Here is a 19,501-nt window from a genome sequence, read left to right on the forward strand (position 1 = left end):
GTTGGATGTTCCATGAATCAAACCAATCGATTACCCGAGAGCCTCACACATGCTGTTGAGGCTGATCGCAACGAAGCCTTTCGTCCTCAGGTTCATTTTTCCCCTAATGAACAATGGATGAATGATCCAAATGGCATGTTCTTTCTCGATGGTGAGTATCATTTGTTTTTTCAGCATAACCCACACACTTCAGTTTGGGGGCCGATGCACTGGGGGCACGCCGTGAGCAAGGACCTGGTGCATTGGCAAGAACTGCCAATTGCTCTTTACCCGGATGAACTAGGTACAATATTCTCAGGCAGTGCGGTAGTTGATTGGCGTAATTCCAGTGGTTTAGGAACTACAGAGAACCCTCCTATCGTTGCATTGTATACCTATCACAATGCCGAAATGGAACAGCAAGGAAAAATCGATTATCAAACCCAGGCGCTTGCCTACAGTCTGGATAAAGGCAAAACCTGGAGCAAGTATTCAGGTAACCCGGTGATTAAAAACCCGGGAATAAAAGATTTTCGTGATCCAAAGGTAATGTGGCACGAGCCCTCTGAAAAATGGGTAATGGTGTTAGCACAAAAAGATCATATTGGTTTTTATAGCTCCGGGAATCTGATCGACTGGACTTTAGAAAGTACCTTTGGTGAAGATATAGGCAGTCATGGTGGTGTGTGGGAGTGCCCGGAACTGCTGTTAATGCCTGTTGAGGGGACGAACGACTCCCGCTATGTGCTGTTAGTCAGTATTTCTCCCGGCGGGCCCAACGGCGGTTCGGCAACCCAATATTTTGTGGGTGATTTTGATGGTAAAGAGTTTGTTCTTGAGCCAGATTGGCAACGTGAGCTTGCACCAACTGCTGCGCAGTTCCCTAACGGCAGGGTTTTCGATGATTTTGAAGAAGGGGCCGGTAAGTGGACAGCAAAAGGAACTGCTTTTGCAGATGTTCCAACTGAAGGCGGCTATGCCAATCAGCCTCCTCCTGCAGGTTATTCGGATGAATACCTTATAAATAGTTTCGCAGATGAGGATCGTGCTACAGGAACGCTTACCTCCGATTCATTTATCATCGCCGAACCTTTTATCAATTTCAAAATTGGCGGCGGTCATCATCCCAACCGGGTTGGGATTCAACTTGTGGTTGATGGCGATATAGTGAAATCCGAAACAGGGCTCAACCGTGAAACGCTTCATTACGCGAGTTGGGATGTCAGTAAGTGGTTAGGTAAGCGCGCTTTTTTGAGAATTATCGATAAAGAGTCAGAGAGCTGGGGACATACATATATTGATGATATTGTTTTTGCAAAAGCCCCTGCAACCAACCGTGTTGAACCTGCGGTTTGGTTGGATCATGGTACTGACAACTATGCAGGTGTAACGTTCTTTAATACACCGGATAGTACAGAAAAACGTCATATCTTCATGGGCTGGATGAGCAACTGGTTATACGCCAACGAGGTACCAACAGAAAAGTGGCGTAGCGCTATGACCCTACCCCGCTCCCTGCATTTGACTCAGACCGGTAAAGGGCTACGTGTTCGTAGCCAGTTAGTTGATGAGGTTGATCAATTAGTTGAAGCCTCTACTGAAACTTCATTACTGGCTTCGGGAGACACAATCGGCCTATCAGCACTTGATAACACCGGCAGGTTATCAGCACTTCGCTATTCATTTGTGGTGAAGGGCAATTCGACATCTCCCGTTTCTCTGCGCTTTGAAAACGAACACGATGAATTTGTTGATATTCAACTCGACTTACAACGTTCCATAGTTTCAGTGGATCGCGGTGAGTCTGGGACAATATCATTCAACGATCAATTCGGTAACCTACAAAAGGGCGTTCTAACGACAACTAATGACGCGTTTAACGTGGAAGTCGTTATTGATCGCTCATCACTGGAGCTGTTCATTGACAATGGGACTACGGTAATGACAACACTGGTGTTTCCTGAGAGCGTCTACGATATGATGCAGGTAGGTCAGGATAGCCCATCATTACATCAGGTAACGGTTGAACGCCTGAGCTCAGTGTGGGCTTCTGAATAGGTAATAAACGCCTGGGATATTATTATGAAGTGGCAGTCAGACTCAGCATACTGGCCCTCAGCAATGACGTTTTTTTCGTTTTTCCTGACCTGGTCGTTTTGTTACTCACTTTTTCCTTTATGGTTAAACCAAACGCTTGGACTGACCGGAAAGGAGACTGGTGTGGTATTCGCGACCAATGCTATGGCTGCCCTGTTAATCATGCCTGTCTATGGCGTACTTCAGGATCGACTCGGTACCGGGAAGCAACTTTTGTTTATGCTGGGTATCCTCCTGGCAGGTGTCGGTCCTTTCTTTATCTTTGTATATCAGCCGTTGTTGGAATCATTCTTCTTGCTCGGTGCAGTTGTTGGCGCAGTTTATAGTGCATTAACGTTTGGCGCCGCAGTCGGAACACTGGAAGCGTTTATTGAAAGGCTAGGCAGACAGCATGAAGTGGAGTTTGGCAAAGCCAGGTTATGGGGATCGCTGGGATGGGCATGCGCGACCTTTATCGCCGGAGGACTGTTTAACGCCGATCCTAAGCTGAACTTTGCCATTGCCAGTGCAACCGGTGTGATATTTATCCTGTGTTTGTTCTGGCTACCAAAGTCGACGTGTCGCCCTAGCGCTCGAACTGGCAAGGTTGCTTTAACCGACGTGTTGTCGCTTTTTCGACTGAGTAAATTCTGGCGGTTAAGCCTATATGTAATGGGGGTATCCTGTCTTTATCAAATATACGACCAGCAATTTCCTATTTACTTTGCTTCGCTGTTTTCATCGCCAGAAGAAGGCAACCGGTTTTATGGCTATCTCAATTCGTTACAGGTTTTTATTGAAGCCGGAGTGATGTTTGTAGCGCCCTATATTGTTAATCGTATAGGACCCAAACAAGGGCTGCTTTTAAGTGGGGCTATCATGGCTGTACGTATGGTGGCCTCTGGTCTGGTGGCAGATCCCGTGTCTATTTCTATGGTCAAATTGCTACATGCGCTGGAACTTCCCATTTTACTGGTAGCCATATTTAAATACATTGTGGTGCATTTCGACGCAAGGTTATCGGCAACCATCTATCTTATCGGGTTTAATGTATTTACTCAGGTTGTGACTACTATGCTGTCATCGCCTGTAGGTGAGCTCTACGATGAAATGGGTTTCGCTGATTCTTACCTCCTGTTGGGAAGCGTGGTTACTGTGAATCTCATCTTTTCGTATTGGTTGCTGGAAAACAGAGCACCTGCGACAACCCCGGAATTGGCTAAAATGAATGGCGGCTGACAAGTGTAAAACGCGCCGTTTCTTTCACTTTATCCGCGCGTTCCTTAAGCAGGTAATTAAATGCCCACTGACCCATTTCATAATGTGGGAGGGCCATGGTAGTCAAGCCTGGTTGGACGAGGGATGGAATAATATCCCAGTCATCAAAGCTACCTATTCCAATGTCTTTGCCCACCTGTAAGCCAAGTGCCTGGGCAACAAAATACACCTCCACGGCCATTGGATCCTGACCGCAAAGGATTGCATCGGGTTTAAAGCTTTTTATCAACTCTGCGGCACGCTTGCGGGCGATTGAGTGTTCTTTATGCTCATCACCAATAATGACCGATTCTATAATCAGGTTGTCCGGGGGTTCATTGGCATCAGCAAACGCTTGCTCAACACCTTTTTTCCGCAGCCTCGCAGCGATAATATTTTCATTCAGATTCAAAAAGGCGATGCGTTTGTAACCTTTACTTAACATGCTGGTGGTTATTTCCCGCGCGGCTTCTTGCTCATCCGGAACAATAGAGGGGTAAGTATCCTTGCTGTCGTAGCAATTTGCTAAGACAGTCGGCACGTCTGAAAATTGGGGGGGCAACGTCACTTCCCGATGGTACATGGCCGCATAAATTATACCTTCTGCCCGGTGTTCAAAAAGGTGGTTCACCGCTCCTTCAACGCTGAATTTGTTTACGTTTACGTTAAGAACCATCAGTTCTTTATTATGCTTCCAGGCAAGATCCTGCGCGCCTCTGATAAGATCAAAGGTGTAAGGTACTCTCAGTAACTCATCAGCTATAAAACCAACAACCCCTGATTTTTTGCGGCGGGTCATCTGAGCTGCGCGGTTCGGTCTATATCCAAGCTCTTCAATAGATTTAAGCACTTTCTCACGGTTTTTTGACTTAACTGTAGGATCATTATTAACAACCCTGGAAACCGTTTTAAATGCAACGCCAGCATGTGCAGCCACGTCCTTTATAGTCACCATACCTGATGATTTCCGACTTTAGTGTTCAATTTCAATTCTCTAACGCTACACACTTTTGTCATATTTTGCCATAACCTGATAACAACACTTACATTTTTATGGGCCCAATAAAAATGTAAAAAACTTGTTGAATTTCTGTTCATCTGACACTAGCATTACAAAAAGACAACGTTGTTTATTTCGGGTAACCCCCAAAGAGCATGTCAAAAATGACAGTAGTGTTTTGGCATATCTAACTAAAAGTTAACGGACATAGCCTTTCTGGAGGCTATGGAGGAAAACCATGAAAACATCAAAACCCTATCAAATAGGGTGGAAACTATCGGGCATTATGCTGTTGATGAGTGTCTCTCTTTCGGGATGCTCAGATGATGAAACGAATAAAACGAACGTTGATGCGGACCTAATAATTTTGCAGGAAGGGCAACGTCCGTCCGATGTCATTAGTGGCGGGAACACGGACGAAGAGGAAGAACCCGATGGAGATATCGTTGTTACCGATAATCCTGAGATTTCCGGTCAACCGCTATTTAGTAATCCTGACAATATTGAGCAGGTTCTTTCAGGTTTTGAGTTTTGCTGTGGACAATACAATACCTATGCCGAACACGGCTTTGAGGCTATAACCGGTAAGTTTGATCAATTAGACGGCGGCTGGTGGGGAGCCGATGTCGCCGGTGTTGTTGGCGAGCGGGTTTTCTCGAGCTTTGGCGATGGATTTAATAAGGATGATGAAGCCCTGGGCTGGATTGGTTTTGATGCCATCGGAACCATGGAAAGCCCTCCTTTTGAAATAACAGAACGCTTCATTAACTTTCTCGTTGGTGGAGGCAGTAATGGTGTAACTGAACCTAACACTACCGCGTTAGCGTTGATCATCGATGATGAAATAGTGCTTCAGGCAAGTGGTGATGATAGTGCAATGACTATGCATTGGGCTAGTTGGGACGTCGCAGACTACGTTGGAATGACGGCAAAAATCCGCTTTATCGACCATCACCCCGATGACAATTCTGATACCTCTTTGCCTTATTTACTGGCAGACGAGTTCCGAATCTCAGATGAGGCAGCGGCTGTACCGAATGTAAGCAGTAAAATGCTGGCCTCAGCAAATATTTCGATTGAACCCGAAGTGGAAGGGGTCTCTGCGTTTAGCCGTGTTTCGGATCCAGGTCAGAACATCGCCGGTTTTGAGTTTTGTTGCGGGCAATTTAATACCTACGCTAATCACGACTTCAGGGTGACGGGCGACATGAACAAACTTGATGGCGGCTGGTGGGCAGCAGATATTGTTAATCATCAGGGAGAACGGATCCTTTCTAGCCGTGGCGACGGTTTTACTGCCGATGGCACCGGATTGGGATGGATTGGCGATGAAGCTACCGGTGCATTAAGTTCACCACCGTTTCAAATTACCCATCAATTTTTAAATTTCCTGGTCGGCGGCGGAACTAACAACTTTGCTGACGAGAATGCAACCGCGGTTGTATTACGTGTAAATGGCAAGATAGTTCGCCAGGCCGTGGGTAATGGTCTGGAGTCGCAGGTTGACTGGTATTCCTGGGATGTCAGTGCGCTGCAAGGTGAAACCGCAGTTTTGGAGATTATTGACCAGCACGAAGGGCAAGATGACGGGAGTCTGGCCTTTGTTATGGTTGACGAAGTCCGACTGGCCGATTACGCCGCTGTAGAACCCAGCAAAAATGATTTTGTCAGTATTCCTGATGGTCATGATGTGTCGCTACCTTTAGTCATGGCAGATCCAAACCCGTATTTTCGAGACGGTGAATTCTATATTTACTATTTAATCGACACGGCTTTTCACGACTGGTATCTCACGAAAACCAGTGATCTTCAGCATGGTAGCTTTCCACAAAGAGTGCTTGAAGCCACCGGCGATACCAACACGCAGGACCAGTGGACGGGTTCAGGCAGTATTATTGAGGGTGCAGATGGGCAAACTCATATGTTCTTTACCGGACACAATGCTGATTTCAATCCAGTCGAGGCAGTAATGCATGCAGTGGCTACAGATAGCACATTGACAGACTTTACTAAAGTGCCTGAAGACACCTTTACAGGAAGTAATGGGTACAGCGATTTTGACTTTCGGGACCCGAAAGTCTTCTGGAATGAAGAGACTGGTAGTTACTGGATGCTGATAACCAGCCGTTATAACGGACAAGCAGCCATTGGACTGTATACCTCTGACAATCTCGTTACCTGGGATCCTCAGGAGCCGTTATTTACTATGGAGTCCCCATTGAACCTTGAAGTACCTGACTGGATCGATTTTGGAGACAATCAGTTCATGCTGTTCTCAGATCAAAATGACGATGAAAGAGATATTAAGTATCTGCAACAGACCAGCGCTGGTTGGGAACTGGCTGATTACGCGTCACTTGATGGCAAGTTCTATTACGCCGGAAGAACAGCTTCTTCCGAAGACGTGACGTTAATGTTTGGCTGGATCCCTCATAAAGTGACCAGAACGAATGCTGGTACAGGGACTTTCGGTGGCGACCTGGCAATTCATCAGCTGGAAAGTACGGCATCAGGCGAGTTAGCAGTAAAAATGCCGGATGCTTATAAAGCTGAGTTTGCTGCTGATACTGGCACCGAAATCCAGAGTCAGGAAGGTGCTGTATCAGGTGTTTCGCCAATTCTACTGATGTCATCCTCTGCTTTTACACTGGAATCACTTGGTGAGAAGAACCGCCTGTCGATGACCGTAGAAGGTGAAACGTCAGGAGGTCGGTTCGGGATTTATTTTCCAACCGCTATGGAAGGAGAACAGGTTGCCAGGCTTGAGTTTGATACCAACAGTAACCAGGCATCGTTTTACTTTGGAGATACGCCGCCAACGGGAGGTGCAAGTGTAACGCCGACCCCCGCATTAGAAGGCGTACCGCTTTTTGCAAGAACAGAAGCACCTGAGCAAAACATCGCGGGTTTCGAATTTTGTTGTGGTCAATACGATACGTTGTCTGCCCATGAGTTCACCAACATTACTGGCGATTTTGTGAAGCTCGATGGAGGCTGGTGGGGCGGTGATGTTGCCAATAACGTCGGTGAAAGGGTGTTTTCAAGCTTCGGCGATGGGTTTGAGGAGGACGGCACTGCACTTGGCTGGATTGGCTTTAGTGCAACAGGTAGTGCTGATACCCCGTCTTTTGAAATTTCCAAGCCTTACATTAACTTTCTGATTGGTGGTGGCTCTAACTCGTTCGACAGTGCCAATTCGACAGCAGTCGTACTGATTGTAAACGGAGAGGTTGTTCGCAGTCAGTCGGGCGTTGACGCCGAAAAGACGGCGGACGATAAGTTCCTGTTGGAGTGGGCTACCTGGGATGTCAGTGAATATATCGGGCAAACTGCTGTGATCAGGCTGATAGATCAGCATGCCGATGATGGTTCAGATTCAGCGCTGTCTTACCTGATAGCGGATCAGTTCAGAGCAGCAGATTTACCCGCAGTGAGTGAGGGTGAAGACGTTACGTCCGGCAGCCTGGATGCACAGGTAGCGGTACCGATGGACCTTACAATGGGTGTGAAAGTGGATGTGTGGTTGGATCCACAAGCTGGACTTGGCACCGTGTATATCAATGACTTCAGAGCGCTCAGTTTCCGTTTGTACGATCTGGAGCAACGGTCAGTAGGGGTTTATACGCGAGACCAATCTGTTTCAGTCGTTGAACTACAGAGATTTATAGCGAATCAGTAACTATGAACCAAGAGCAGATCACCGTGAGGTGGTCTGCTTTGTTTTTTTATGAGCGAGAAATGATGAGCAAAAAAGTAATTTGTATTGGTGAGGCGCTAATCGACTTCGTTTGTACTGATGTGGGAGATACAAGCGCTGATAAAGGCATATATTTGAGAAAACCAGGAGGCGCTCCCGCCAACGTATCAGCTTGTATTGGAAGGTTAGGAGGAAAAACTGAATTTCTAGGGGCTGTCGGTGATGATGCTTTTGGTGACTATCTGATAAATACACTGAAAAAATTTGGTGTCGGTACAAGCGGGGTTCAGACGGTGAAGGTGCCGACAACACTGGCATTTGTCACACTGCAAGACGATGGGGAAAGGGAGTTCATCTTCAACCGTGGGGCAGACGCTGAATTTGTTACAACCGAATGCGGGGATAGCCACGAACCTGAAAATGCCATTTTCCACTTTGGTTCGGCAACCGCCTTTTTAGAAGGTAGTCTGCAAGACGCTTATTTTTCAATGGCTGAACGCTGTCAAAACAACGGCAGTATTGTTTGTTTCGACCCTAATTACCGTGTTGATCTTTGGCAAAACAGACTGGATAAGTTTAAAGCAAAATGTAATGCGTTTTTTGCATTGGCTGATGTGGTAAAAGTAAGTGAAGAGGAATTGGCGCTTCTTACCGGAGAGTTGAAAATACCAGACGGTTGTAGTGCTTTACACCAGCTAGGAGCGGGAGTCATATTTGTCACCATGGGAAGTAAAGGTTGTTACCTTTCAACAAAACAGGAAGCACGGACCGTTCCAGCATTTAAGATTAATGCAATTGACACAACCGGCGCGGGAGATGCATTTATCGGTGCCATGCTGCATCGCCTGGCAACGCTTAATTCGTTAGATTCTATGGATTTTAGTGAGCTAACGGATGCCGTTATCTTTGCCCAAAAGGTCAGTGCATACGTGTGCGAAAAAGTTGGCGCAATGACTGCGTTACCAACTGAAGCTGAAGTTCAGTTAAGAGAGTTACAGGTGTTGGGCTAAAACTAGAAATATTGGGCGTGGTTAGTGGCTGTTTATCTACATAATATGCGGTCACTCTATTGAATCAAAACTGACGCATAGCGACTTTTCAATTTGATATTGCCATACAGCTTTCCTTTCAATAAGTTAAGAATGCCTCTTACACAAGTATTCTTATGTTTTTAACCGCAACGTAAACCTGAAGTCAGGCAGGTGTCCATACACGTGCCTGCATATAAAAAATCTGGTAGTCTTATCAGATATTAATTTGCTGATGTCGCTTTATGAAGTTCTTTTCACGTCTTTGGATCTGCCTTTTTGCATCGCTGGTAGTTGTGCCCGCAGTCAATGCATTCACTATGACCTTTTCTGAAAGCCAGTTAAACACGATGGTCACTGCGGTATTTCCCCAGCAGCGCACTTTTGATGATGTGGTCTTTACCTTTTCTGAACCCTTTGTTGAGCTGGATCCACTGGAAGATGAAGTGAACGTGAAAGTCACCGTGCTGGCAGAGCAAAATGGACAGCAGCTTAAAGCCAAAGCAGAGATTACCGGGCAGATTGCTTATCACCACCAGTTAGCGCAACTACGACTAATCGAGCCACGGCTGGATAAACTGCAAGTACTGGATAATCAGGCGGTGGTGTCCGATAGCCTGGTCAATAGCATTAAACGTCTGGAGGGCAAACGGGTACCGGTTATCCTGTTACTGGATTTTGACGATTTAGATCTGGCAGCCTTTGGGGTTCAGAAACCCAAGCGAATCGATATTACCAGCAACGGCTTACTTATCGAAATTTAACCGGTGACTGTCCAGAGAATGCCTATGAAAAAACTCGCCTTCCTGTCGATGGATGATCTGCAGGATTTCTTTGTTTACGACGAACTGCTCTTTGTTCCTTTTGCCGAACATGGCTACGAAGTAGATACCATATCATGGCATGAAGCGGATTACGACTTTAGCGATTATGAAGCGGTTATCGTTCGCAGCCCCTGGGATTATCAGCAGTTTGAGGCGGCGTTTGTGACCTGTCTGCAGCGCATCAATCAGCAATCCCGCCTGATGAACTCATTGCCACTGATGATGTGGAATTTAAACAAGCGGTACCTCAAAGATCTGGATGCCGCCGGTGTACCTGTATTACCTACGCGCTGGCTTTCAGGGTTCGAGCAGAGCGCTATCACCGCAGCATTTACCGAGTTTGCCTGCGATGAGCTGGTCATTAAGCCCTGCGTGAGTGCTAACGCAGACGATACTTTTCGCTTAACCTCAGCGCTACTGACACCTGCCAGTGGCGAACTGGCCAGGTGTTTTGCCGGGCGAGAATGTATGGTGCAGCCGTTCGTCCAGAGCGTCACTGAGCGGGGTGAAGTATCGCTGTTTTATTTCGCCGGAGAGTTAAGCCATGCCATTTTGAAGCGCCCCAAAGAGGGTGACTTCCGGGTACAGGAAGAACACGGTGGCAGTTTACAGGCAATCACGCCTGAGCCGGAGATGGTGCAAAATGCACAAGCAGCGTTGCAGGCGATGCCTGATGATTATCTTTATGCGAGGGTCGATTTGTTATGGTTCGCTGATGAATGGCGGATTATAGAGCTTGAGCTCATTGAGCCCTCACTCTATTTCAATCTCGATGAACAATCCCCTCAGCGTTTTGTAAAAGCCTACCTCCGTTACGCTAGTGCTCACGTTTAACACGGGACTGTTGAGCATGCTCTCGTTGCACCGGGCGACTGTGTGGTTGCTTAACCGGGCGTTGTTGGCGCGACTCAGGGTAAGCCTGGCGTGAACGCTGCGATTGGGCCGGGGCTTTATTGATATACTTTCGCTCTTTTTGCCCTGCCTGCGCCTTAGGTTGCTGATGCTCCGGTTGGCGGCGTTCAGCTGGCGCACGTTGCCGGAAGTTAGCGCCCGGTTTGTCGGCTCCAGACTGCTCTTTGGGCGCTCTGACCTGATCCCTCTGGTGACTCCGGTTGCCGTTGTCATAGCTTTTCAAGCGCTGTTTTAATTGCTTCGCCTCCTGACCAGGTGCTCGGGGTTTGTGCTCCTGAGTGTTGATCCGAACCGGTTTGTCCCGCTTTTCGCTCGTCAATGAATGCCCTGACGCGGCCTGAGTACGGGTATACAGCTCCCGGTGTTTAGCGGCATTATTTAACGTTCTGTGCTGTTTAACTATTTGAGGTTTGTGAGTAATTACTTTTTTTGAGTAGCGCGCATGGCGGTTAGAGACATTATGCTGCCAGCGGTGATACTCTCGTACCGATGACCGTTTAGAATGATAAACCGGTCGCACATAATGGCGCACAGGTGTACTGCGGATAACGATGTGGCGCTCCGGCCACCAGATATTGCCAAAGTAAAAGCCGGCTGAAATGCTTACGCGCGGACCCCAGTAAACACGATGACCCAGGGCAATACGCACGTTGGTGGGCCAGAATACCGGCTGCCTATGGTAGTGCCAGTGGCCATAGACATGACGGGTATCATAATAAGGTACATAAACTACCTCCGGCTGACGTGACTCAATCACAATGATTTTTTCTTCAGTAGAGACCTGCTGGTAGTCATTACTTTGCAGATTACCACTTTGATGAGCCTGTAAACGTAACGCCTGTACTCTGTCGAGTACCCAGTCTTCGTTGGTGATCACCGCATCGCCAAGATTTTGCAACCAGTTAAGATCATCACTCATGTGGCGCAGAATATCGGTAAACGGCAGCAGGGCTTTTACACTTGGATCCCAGTCGGTGTTCTCTATGGCCCGCTCTAACTGGTCGCCCTCCAGGGATTGATGCTCCTGACGCCAGCGGTCGGCTTCTATTACTTGTAACGGATAGGTGCTGGCAATCAGTATATGAGTAACCAGTGTGTCCGGATACAGGGCGATGGGTGCCAGCAGGGTATCCAGCACTTCTTCACTCAGGCGCACTTCAGAGTATGCCGGTTGATTTTCAGGGGCGGGTGTAGCCAGCACCTGACCGCCATAAGCCAGAGGCAGAAACAGGGCCAGTAGAAATCGCTTTTTCATACAAACTCTCCTGTGCAAGATGCACTTGGTGTGATGTTTGTATCGTTATAGCAAGGACTGGATTAATTCTGGCTGAACCAAGCTGAACGAGCCGTTCAGTTTAGGCTAAGAAAAGATTAATCGCCCAGAATGTGGGGGTCGAAAGCGTGGCCGAGTTTCTCAGTCTTCGTTTTAATGTATTGCTTATTCTCTTTGGTAATACCGTGGTCGATAGGTTTACGCGCCACTACATTAATATCGAGGTCCTTGAGTGCCGCCATTTTGCGCGGGTTGTTGGTCATCAACTCAACATTTTTTACATTGAGCTTGTCCAGCATTACCTTACACATTTCATAGGTACGCATGTCGGCATCAAAGCCCAGATGTTCATTGGCTTCTACGGTATCCATGCCCTGATCCTGTAAGTGGTAGGCACGGATCTTATTGATAAGGCCAATACCACGGCCTTCCTGACGCAGATACAACAACACACCACAGCCGTTTTCGACGATATTTTCCATGGCCCGTTCTAATTGAAAACCACAGTCACAGCGGGTTGAGAACAAGGCATCGCCGGTGAGGCACTCAGAGTGGATACGGATAGGCACTACATCTTCGGGTTGCCAGCTCCCATAAGACAACGCCACGTGCTCTACACCACTGTTTTCTTCAACAAAACCATGGATGGTGAATTCCCCCTTGCGGGTAGGAAGCTTTGCTGCGCTGACAAATCGGTATTGCTGGGATTTACTGGTCATGAAACTCGAGCCGGATTGTTTTAGATACTGCCAAATAGATACCCTATATAAGGGCAGTGCTATGTGTTTACAAGCCCTTAGGGGCGGCGATTATAACGCCTAACAGGGCACGGGTCTAATTTTCAGGCGCAACTAAATTAGCATATCAACGATCCAGTGACTTTAGGGCTTGCCGTAATTTCAATTGCAGGTTTTGTAGCATGTCGGCTTTACTGATGTGCGCAGACGAGGCTCCCACCGGTTCAAGCCATATTGCTTCACACAGCCATTCAACATTTAACACCGCTTCAAAATCCTCTGCGCTAAGCCTGACCTGTAACCGGTCTGCACCCCAGTCACTGTCGCCCTGACGTGCGCCCAGTAACCGGGCAATAGTGTGACATAACCCCACCGCTTGTTGCTGAGTCTGCGGCATGGGCCCGGTCCATCGCACAATGTTTGTTTCGCACACCAGTGCGCGAGCAATGTCGTGTGGGGTTAACTGCTGCACGACAGACCTCCTTGTGAGCTGTCGGGACCAGGTTTGGTGTAGTTCCGGGTGATGTCGTTATCATCAAAAGGCTGACGAATGGCTTCCATCAGCTGATGGGCCGGACCAAAGTCACCCTGCTCCGCTGCTTCGATAGCAGACTGTAAATAATGAGTACGGGGGATCACAACCGGATTAAGCTGGCCGAGTTCGCTACTTGCTATAGCTGCAGCAAGACGGCGCTGACGGTAATCCTGCCACCAGCCATCGAAGGCATTACGGTCAACAAAATGGTCTCTTAACGGCGATGCTTCTGAGTGTGGGTCCGCCATGGCCAGTTGCCTGAAACTTTGCGTGTAATCGCGTTTCTCCGCAGTTATCAAACTTAACCAGGTGTTCAGACAGTTCTCGTGTTCGGCGTTATCATCAAGGCCAATCCGGCTAAGCATCAGATGGCGGTACTGATTTAAAAAGGTCGGCTCAAACAGAGTCAGGCAGGTGCGAATATCGTCGGTACTTAAGTGATCTGAGAAGGCATAGGCCAGCGCGTTAAGATTCCAAAGGGCTACGCCGGGCTGTCGATCAAATGCGTAGCGCCCCTCATAGTCGGAGTGATTAAATACGGCATCAGACTGAAAATGTTCGATAAATGCGTAAGGCCCATAATCGAAGGTAATCCCGTGAAGCGACATATTATCGGTATTCATTACGCCATGCACAAACCCATAAGTCTGCCACAATGCCACCATGCGTGCGGTGCGCAGGGTAATCGCGGTTAGCAGTGCCTTGTGTGGATTAGCCTCCGCCAGACATTCGGGAAAATGATGAGTCAGGGTGTACTGCATCAGTTTATCTAACGTGTCTTTTTGTTTGTTATGGTAATAAAACTCAAAGTGGCCAAAACGCAGATGGCTTGGCGCCATGCGGATCATCATCGCGCCGGGTTCCGGTAATTCTCGCCGGATCTGTTGCTTACTGGTGATTAAGCACAGTGCCCGGGAGGTGGGAATGCGTAAATGATGCAGGGCCTCTGAGGCTATATATTCGCGCAGGGTAGAGCGCAACACGGCGCGCCCATCGGCGTGGCGTGAATAAGGGGTTTGCCCGGCGCCTTTTAAATGCAAATCAAAACAGTTGCCCTGGTTATCGCTGACTTCGCCCAGCAACAAACCGCGACCGTCACCTAGCATTGGGTTCCACTGGCCAAACTGATGCCCGCCATATTTTTGCGCGACTGAATTTGTTGCCAGCTCGCCGCCTTCCCCGAATATCGCCGTCATCAGTGCGTCGCTATCCGGCAGATTGAATTGTGCTGCGAGTTCCCGGTTGTACATCGGCATGGTCATTCCGTTCAGGGGCTGCGGTTTGACTGCGCTGACGGTTTCGGCCAATTCGGTAGCGTAACGGTGGTGTAATTGCATTGGATTCTCAGCGAACGAACAAGGAAAAAGTGTAACATCTGCGATTGGCATAGTGTAAGTGCGTCATTCTCCTGCAGGAACAAATAACATATAGAGGGTCTCACGCAATCTGTTTTGGCGAAGCCAATGTGGACGCGTCGATTACCCGATCACAGGTTTGTTGTAATTGCACCAGATCATGACTAATAAAGAGCACAGTACAGCCTACAGTACGACACTTTTCTACCATCAAACGGGTGATACGTTGACTGGTCAGGGTATCAAGTCGAGAAGTGGGTTCATCGGCGACTAAAAATTGCGGTTTTAATAGCAGGGCCCTGAGCAAGGCAACCCGTTGCAGTTCGCCACCGCTCACGTCGGTTGCAGTGCGCCGGAGCAATGCAGATGAAAGCCCCAGCTCGTCAGCCAACACTGAAATCTGTGAGGCATTAATGCTATGTCGTGTAGCAACATCTTCCAATAGGTTTATCAGCGGCAGTTGCGGGGCAAAGGCAGCTGGTGGGTCCTGATACAATTTTAGTTTTTGATGGCGTGGCAGTGCCATGTGAAAAGTCAGCGAACCATCGAAGGGGAGTAAACCCAGCAGTGCATCCCCGAGCGATGATTTACCAATGCCACTGGGTCCGTACAGGCCCACAAACTCGCCCTGATTGAGGGTTAGATTGAGCTGGGTAAACAAGGTTTGGTGCCCGCGTTTTAGTGTCAGGTTACTGGCTGTGAGTAGCGGCCGGCCTGTGTTTGCCGATTTGCCACTGTCGAACCTGGCAGGGTGCAGTAATTGCTTTGCGTAATGTGATGCAGGCTGGCTAAATACGCTATCGGCTTTGCCCTGCTCCACAATGCAGCCCTGTTGCATTATCATCACTCGCCCCCCGAGCTGACGGGCCACTTCCACATCGTGGGTAATGGTAAGCAGGCAGCCTTTACTCGCGTGTTTTGCCAGTTGTCGCGTAACATCATGACGTAATGATGTATCCAGGCCTTTGGTGGGCTCATCGGCCAGTAATATCTCGGCGCCGGTTGCATTGCTGCAAACAAAAGCCCCTCGCTGTGCCATGCCGCCGGATAACTGCGAAGGGACTTTGTGGGCCGCCTGTTCCAGTCCAAACCGGCTAAGGGCATGCTGCGATAAGTCTCTGGCTTTGCTGCGACTGTGACCTTTCACAAAGCGATAGACCTCAGCGACCTGCTGGTCAAGTGACATCATCGGACTCAGCGAATGCCAGGGCTCTTGCGGTAACATTACCAGTTTATGACCCCAGAGAGCCCGGGCTTGTTGTCGGTTGGCAAGCATATCCAGACCATCGACGGTTACCGAGCCTGTTACATCAAAATCAGCGCTCAGATCGCCCATGATGGCCTGGGCAAGCACGCTTTTGCCTGCGCCGGTTTCGCCCAGGATTGTCAAGCATTCACCGTGCGCCAGACGCAGGCTCAGATTATCAATAATCACCGTATTGCGGTGCTTTACAGTAAGTTGAACAATGACTATACGGGCAGTCATGAGGCCTTATCTCCCAATAACTGAAAGCCCAGTACCATTAAAAACAGCACTATAATCGGTTCTGCCAATAGCCAGGGCGCTTCATGATAATAGGGGAATAGCTCTACAATCATCAGGCCCAGTTCTGGAGTGGGTGGTTTAAGACCAACATAAACAAACCCTACTGATGACATCGCAATAATCGCTGTGGCAGAACCAAATGCGGCCAGCGAATACACATCCGCGGCCAGCGATGGCCAGATATGGCGGCGGAATAAGTACCACTTCCCAAAGCCCATCAGCAGCGATGATTGCAACTGCGGGCTGCTAACACTGGCCAGCGACAAGGAGCGAACCAGACGAAAGTACTCCACCCACAAAACCACGGAGATGGCCAGGTAAAGCATCACGAAAGAGCCGGGTATCAAGGCGGCGAAAAGTAAAACTAGTACCAGGCCGGGCAGAGCAAGGATGGTATTGGCAAAAAAGTTTAAAATACTGTCTGTCCAGCCCCGGTACCAGGCGGCTGCGACACCGGCCAGTACGCCAAGGCAGGCCGAAGTTGCTACGCAGGTGAAGGCCAGTGCAAAGGATATTTGTAAACCAGTCGCGAGGCGCGCAAACATACTTCTGCCGAACTGGTCGGTGCCCAGCCAGTGTGATGAATCGGGTAAAGCAAAGGTATTGGTCAGGTATTGCTGGTTCGGGTCGATGCGAAAAATAAGCGCCTCAGCCAGAGCAAACAGCGCTAGCAACGTAAGCAGCGCCAGTCCAGATTTTTGACGCAGAGTCAGTCTACGGAGTAACGTCATTAACGGGCCTCCCTCACTCTGGGATCAAGCAGATAGTGACTGATATCCACCAGGGTATTTACCAGTACAAATAAGAATCCCATAATCAATGCGGTACCTTGTAGCATTGGGATATCGCGAGCAAAGACGGCATGGGACAGGCCATGGCCGATGCCAGGCCAGGCAAACAGGCTTTCCACCATAATTACACCCTCTATCAGGCCGATGAGCTGGATCCCCATAAAGGCCAGGGTTGGAATGGCTACGTTAGGCAGGATGTGGCGGCTAAACGCCTGCATGAAGGACAACCCTTTTACCCGGGCAAAATGGAAGTAGGCGGATTCGCTGGCTTGTTTTGTTGCATTGCGAATCACCCGGTTCGATATCGCCGCCAGACTCAGTCCCAGAGTGAGTGCTGGCAAAATGGCATAGACGGCACCGCCAAACCCGGCTACCGGCAGCCAGTTTAATTCCATGGCAAACGCAAAAATCAACAACAGGCCCAAACAAAATACCGGTTGAGAACGAATAAATACCGAGGTTGTCAGGGCCGACTTATCCCACGCAGAGCCCGCTTTCAGGCCGCTGATAATACCTATAGGGAAAGCGATGAGGGCCGCCACCAAAATGCCCCAGCCGGCAAGCACAAAGGTATAACTCAGCTGATTTTGGATCTCATAAATCACCGGCGCGCCGGTGACCAGGCTATTGCCGAGGTCAAAGGAAAGCAGATCCCACAACCAACTGAGGTATTGTGACAGGGCCGGTTTATCGAGCCCGAGCTCGGCCGTTACCGCCTGTGCAGCTGCAGTGCTCACCGCATCATCGCCATACCGCCCGGCAGCAATTTTATAGGCCATATCGCCTGGTAGTGACCGAACCAGTACAAAGGTTAATGTGCCTACTGTCCAGGTCATCAGGCACGCTTGTAACAAGCGGCGCAGCAAAATAGATAACAAGTTACGGCTCCAATTGCATGGCAGAAATACGAAATGAGCGCTCGTAGGGGTCAAAACTAAACCCTTTTACGCGCTCCGAAACGCCGGTTTGTTGCATGTAAAACACCACCGGGATAAGCGGCAAATCCTGCTGTATAGCGGTCATCACCTCAACGGCAGATTGTTGATAAGTGGTATCATCCTCCTCCATTGCCATGGCACGTAACTGCTTAAATACCTTCGGGTTAGACCAGTTCATAGGCCCCCAGTCGCCGCCTTGCTCTGAGGTGAAATCAGCCAGCAAAATACCCAGTGGGTCGGGAATATTGGCAAAATTTCTCGCCATCAGGGCGGTTTGCAGTGAACCATCATTATGACCGGATGGGATAGCACTGGCATTTTCCATATTAACGTGCAGTTTTACACCAAGCTGTGCCCATTGATCCTGAATAGCGGTAGCTATCACGATGAGTTCAGGCCGGTTGGCGTACGTGATCATGGTCAGTTCTAACGGCTCACCGTTACGCTTAAGAATGCCGTCGGGTCCTGGTTGCCAGCCTGCTTCTTTAAGCAACTGGCGGGCTTTTTCTGGTTGTCGGGTAGCCGGTGCAACGCCCTTTACATGCCAGTTACCCATGGACGGACCAAATAGTTGATTCGCCTCTGATCCCGGTACGCGCAGCACCCCTTCAGCAATGCCGGTTCTGTCGATGGCAAGACTCAGTGCCTGACGGACTTTCGGATCACTTAGTGCCGGATTGGCCAGGTTCAGCTTGATAAGGGTTGTACGCGGAATGGGTGTACTAAATACACTGACCTGCGGATTGGTGCGGAGACTGCTAACCGCTGCCGGGTCAAGGTTATAAACAATGTCGGCCTGACCGGTTCTGACCATCAATGCCCGGGTTTCAGAGCGATGACCGGTGATATATTCGGCTTTTTCGATGGCTACCGGGCCACCCCAGTAATCGTCGAAACGGCGCGCCTTGATATTGTGTGGCGGCTCAAAATGTTCAATTTGATAGGGACCTGTTCCGATCAGCGTTTTAATGCGATTAAAGGTGCCAAAAGTGGCTGGCGACAAAATCGCCGTAGTGTAATTACTTAGTAAAGATGGCAGTGGCCGGAAAGGCTCAGTAAGGGTAATACGTAGCTCATTGTCAGACAGCGCCTCGATATTTTTAAACAAACGGGTATTGAACGGTGCGGGTTTACCCAGCGCCACCGCCAGGCTCTTTCGCACACTTTGCGCCGTCATAATCTGACCGTCATGAAAATGGACGTTCTTGCGCAGGGTAAACAACCACTCGGTATAAGTGTCGTTGTGCTGCCAGTGCAATGCCAGTCCGGGCTTTAAATCTCCCTGGTCGTCTACCTCTACCAGCGTTTCAATAATTTGCATACGTGTAAAGATATAGCCGGCGGTAGCTGGATCCTGATTAACCGGCTCAAAGGGCCCGCTAATGATAATTGTATTCTTAGCTTGCGGTGGCGCACAGGCTGCTAAACAGGTGCTAAGCAGTAGTACCGCCAGACACTCCCTTACATTTCTTACTATCACGTTACTTCACAGGAATATTACTTATTGATAGGAAGAAGTATACCTATTTCATTGCACAAAGTGACAGGCTTTC

15 protein-coding genes are annotated in these 19,501 nt (G+C 48.9%); 6 read left to right on the top strand and 9 right to left on the bottom strand.

What is annotated here, in order from left to right:
• The first annotated feature begins 12 nt into the window (after positions 1-12).
• Both AC2T0J_RS09965 and AC2T0J_RS09970 read left to right on the top strand, forming a co-directional pair.
• Entirely contained in the window at positions 13-2,037 is a 2,025-nt protein-coding gene (locus AC2T0J_RS09965) for a glycoside hydrolase family 32 protein (protein ID WP_489809980.1), read from the top strand.
• A gap of 24 nt (positions 2,038-2,061) precedes the next feature.
• Positions 2,062-3,294 carry an MFS transporter gene (locus AC2T0J_RS09970; protein WP_489809981.1) on the top strand — a complete coding sequence of 411 codons (1,233 nt, stop codon included), beginning with the start codon at positions 2,062-2,064 and terminating at the stop codon, positions 3,292-3,294.
• Here AC2T0J_RS09970 and AC2T0J_RS09975 read toward each other — a convergent pair.
• Entirely contained in the window at positions 3,275-4,267 is a 993-nt protein-coding gene (locus AC2T0J_RS09975) for a LacI family DNA-binding transcriptional regulator (RefSeq protein ID WP_489809982.1), read from the bottom strand. The two genes, AC2T0J_RS09970 and AC2T0J_RS09975, sit on opposite strands and share 20 nt — an antisense overlap.
• 283 nt (positions 4,268-4,550) lie before the next feature.
• Between AC2T0J_RS09975 and AC2T0J_RS09980 the strand changes: the two genes are divergently transcribed.
• The 4 genes from AC2T0J_RS09980 (at position 4,551) to AC2T0J_RS09995 (ending at position 10,695) form a co-directional block, all read left to right on the top strand.
• Positions 4,551-7,991, top strand: a complete 3,441-nt coding sequence (locus AC2T0J_RS09980) for a hypothetical protein (RefSeq protein ID WP_489809983.1) — start codon at positions 4,551-4,553, stop codon at positions 7,989-7,991.
• Positions 7,992-7,993: 2 nt separating this feature from the next.
• Positions 7,994-9,019, top strand: a complete 1,026-nt coding sequence (locus tag AC2T0J_RS09985) for a carbohydrate kinase family protein (protein WP_489809984.1) — start codon at positions 7,994-7,996, stop codon at positions 9,017-9,019.
• 338 nt (positions 9,020-9,357) lie between these two features.
• The gene (locus AC2T0J_RS09990) at positions 9,358-9,801 is read left to right on the top strand and encodes a hypothetical protein (RefSeq protein WP_489809985.1); all 444 of its coding nucleotides are present in this window, start codon (positions 9,358-9,360) and stop codon (positions 9,799-9,801) included.
• A 24-nt stretch (positions 9,802-9,825) separates the two neighbouring features.
• Positions 9,826-10,695, top strand: a complete 870-nt coding sequence (locus tag AC2T0J_RS09995; RefSeq protein ID WP_489809986.1) for an ATP-grasp domain-containing protein — start codon at positions 9,826-9,828, stop codon at positions 10,693-10,695.
• Here the strand turns inward: AC2T0J_RS09995 and AC2T0J_RS10000 are convergent.
• The 8 genes from AC2T0J_RS10000 to AC2T0J_RS10035 all read right to left on the bottom strand — a co-directional run bounded on the left by AC2T0J_RS10000 (position 10,679) and on the right by AC2T0J_RS10035 (position 19,428).
• A complete protein-coding gene (locus tag AC2T0J_RS10000; RefSeq protein ID WP_489809987.1) occupies positions 10,679-12,028 on the bottom strand; it encodes a DUF3300 domain-containing protein in 1,350 nt (449 codons plus the stop codon). The genes AC2T0J_RS09995 and AC2T0J_RS10000 overlap by 17 nt on opposite strands.
• Positions 12,029-12,144: 116 nt before the next feature.
• On the bottom strand, positions 12,145-12,765 hold the full coding sequence (gene ribA / locus AC2T0J_RS10005; protein ID WP_489809988.1) for a GTP cyclohydrolase II: 621 nt from the start codon (positions 12,763-12,765) through the stop codon (positions 12,145-12,147).
• 145 nt (positions 12,766-12,910) lie between these two features.
• The gene (locus AC2T0J_RS10010) at positions 12,911-13,255 is read right to left on the bottom strand and encodes a DUF3630 family protein (protein ID WP_489809989.1); all 345 of its coding nucleotides are present in this window, start codon (positions 13,253-13,255) and stop codon (positions 12,911-12,913) included.
• Positions 13,243-14,655 carry a protein adenylyltransferase SelO gene (locus tag AC2T0J_RS10015; protein ID WP_489809990.1) on the bottom strand — a complete coding sequence of 471 codons (1,413 nt, stop codon included), beginning with the start codon at positions 14,653-14,655 and terminating at the stop codon, positions 13,243-13,245. The genes AC2T0J_RS10010 and AC2T0J_RS10015 overlap by 13 nt, the downstream gene beginning before the upstream one ends.
• 100 nt (positions 14,656-14,755) lie before the next feature.
• Positions 14,756-16,159 carry an ABC transporter ATP-binding protein gene (locus tag AC2T0J_RS10020; protein ID WP_489809991.1) on the bottom strand — a complete coding sequence of 468 codons (1,404 nt, stop codon included), beginning with the start codon at positions 16,157-16,159 and terminating at the stop codon, positions 14,756-14,758.
• Complete coding sequence (locus tag AC2T0J_RS10025) at positions 16,156-16,950, bottom strand: ABC transporter permease (protein ID WP_489809992.1); 795 nt, start codon at positions 16,948-16,950, stop codon at positions 16,156-16,158. The genes AC2T0J_RS10020 and AC2T0J_RS10025 overlap by 4 nt, the downstream gene beginning before the upstream one ends.
• Positions 16,950-17,846 (bottom strand): ABC transporter permease, encoded by an 897-nt coding sequence (locus AC2T0J_RS10030; protein WP_489809993.1) that lies wholly within the window; start codon positions 17,844-17,846, stop codon positions 16,950-16,952. Before AC2T0J_RS10030 ends, AC2T0J_RS10025 begins: the two co-directional genes overlap by 1 nt.
• A 43-nt stretch (positions 17,847-17,889) precedes the next feature.
• Positions 17,890-19,428, bottom strand: a complete 1,539-nt coding sequence (locus tag AC2T0J_RS10035) for an ABC transporter substrate-binding protein (RefSeq protein ID WP_489809994.1) — start codon at positions 19,426-19,428, stop codon at positions 17,890-17,892.
• Between the last annotated feature and the right edge of the window lie 73 nt (positions 19,429-19,501).

Source organism: Alteromonas sp. ISO5 (genome assembly GCF_058105165.1).

Excerpts from the sequence above, each read along its gene's own strand:
- AC2T0J_RS10030 (WP_489809993.1), bottom strand. The coding sequence starts at position 17,846 with ATGACCTGGACAGTAGGCACATTAACCTTTGTACTGGTTCGGTCACTA.
- AC2T0J_RS09990 (WP_489809985.1), top strand. The coding sequence starts at position 9,358 with ATGACCTTTTCTGAAAGCCAGTTAAACACGATGGTCACTGCGGTATTT.
- ribA (WP_489809988.1), bottom strand. The coding sequence starts at position 12,765 with ATGACCAGTAAATCCCAGCAATACCGATTTGTCAGCGCAGCAAAGCTT.
- AC2T0J_RS09975 (WP_489809982.1), bottom strand. The coding sequence starts at position 4,267 with ATGGTGACTATAAAGGACGTGGCTGCACATGCTGGCGTTGCATTTAAA.
- AC2T0J_RS09995 (WP_489809986.1), top strand. The coding sequence starts at position 9,826 with ATGAAAAAACTCGCCTTCCTGTCGATGGATGATCTGCAGGATTTCTTT.
- AC2T0J_RS09965 (WP_489809980.1), top strand. The coding sequence starts at position 13 with ATGAATCAAACCAATCGATTACCCGAGAGCCTCACACATGCTGTTGAG.
- AC2T0J_RS09985 (WP_489809984.1), top strand. The coding sequence starts at position 7,994 with ATGAACCAAGAGCAGATCACCGTGAGGTGGTCTGCTTTGTTTTTTTAT.
- AC2T0J_RS09970 (WP_489809981.1), top strand. The coding sequence starts at position 2,062 with ATGAAGTGGCAGTCAGACTCAGCATACTGGCCCTCAGCAATGACGTTT.
- AC2T0J_RS10000 (WP_489809987.1), bottom strand. The coding sequence starts at position 12,028 with ATGAAAAAGCGATTTCTACTGGCCCTGTTTCTGCCTCTGGCTTATGGC.
- AC2T0J_RS10015 (WP_489809990.1), bottom strand. The coding sequence starts at position 14,655 with ATGCAATTACACCACCGTTACGCTACCGAATTGGCCGAAACCGTCAGC.
- AC2T0J_RS09980 (WP_489809983.1), top strand. The coding sequence starts at position 4,551 with ATGAAAACATCAAAACCCTATCAAATAGGGTGGAAACTATCGGGCATT.
- AC2T0J_RS10020 (WP_489809991.1), bottom strand. The coding sequence starts at position 16,159 with ATGACTGCCCGTATAGTCATTGTTCAACTTACTGTAAAGCACCGCAAT.
- AC2T0J_RS10025 (WP_489809992.1), bottom strand. The coding sequence starts at position 16,950 with ATGACGTTACTCCGTAGACTGACTCTGCGTCAAAAATCTGGACTGGCG.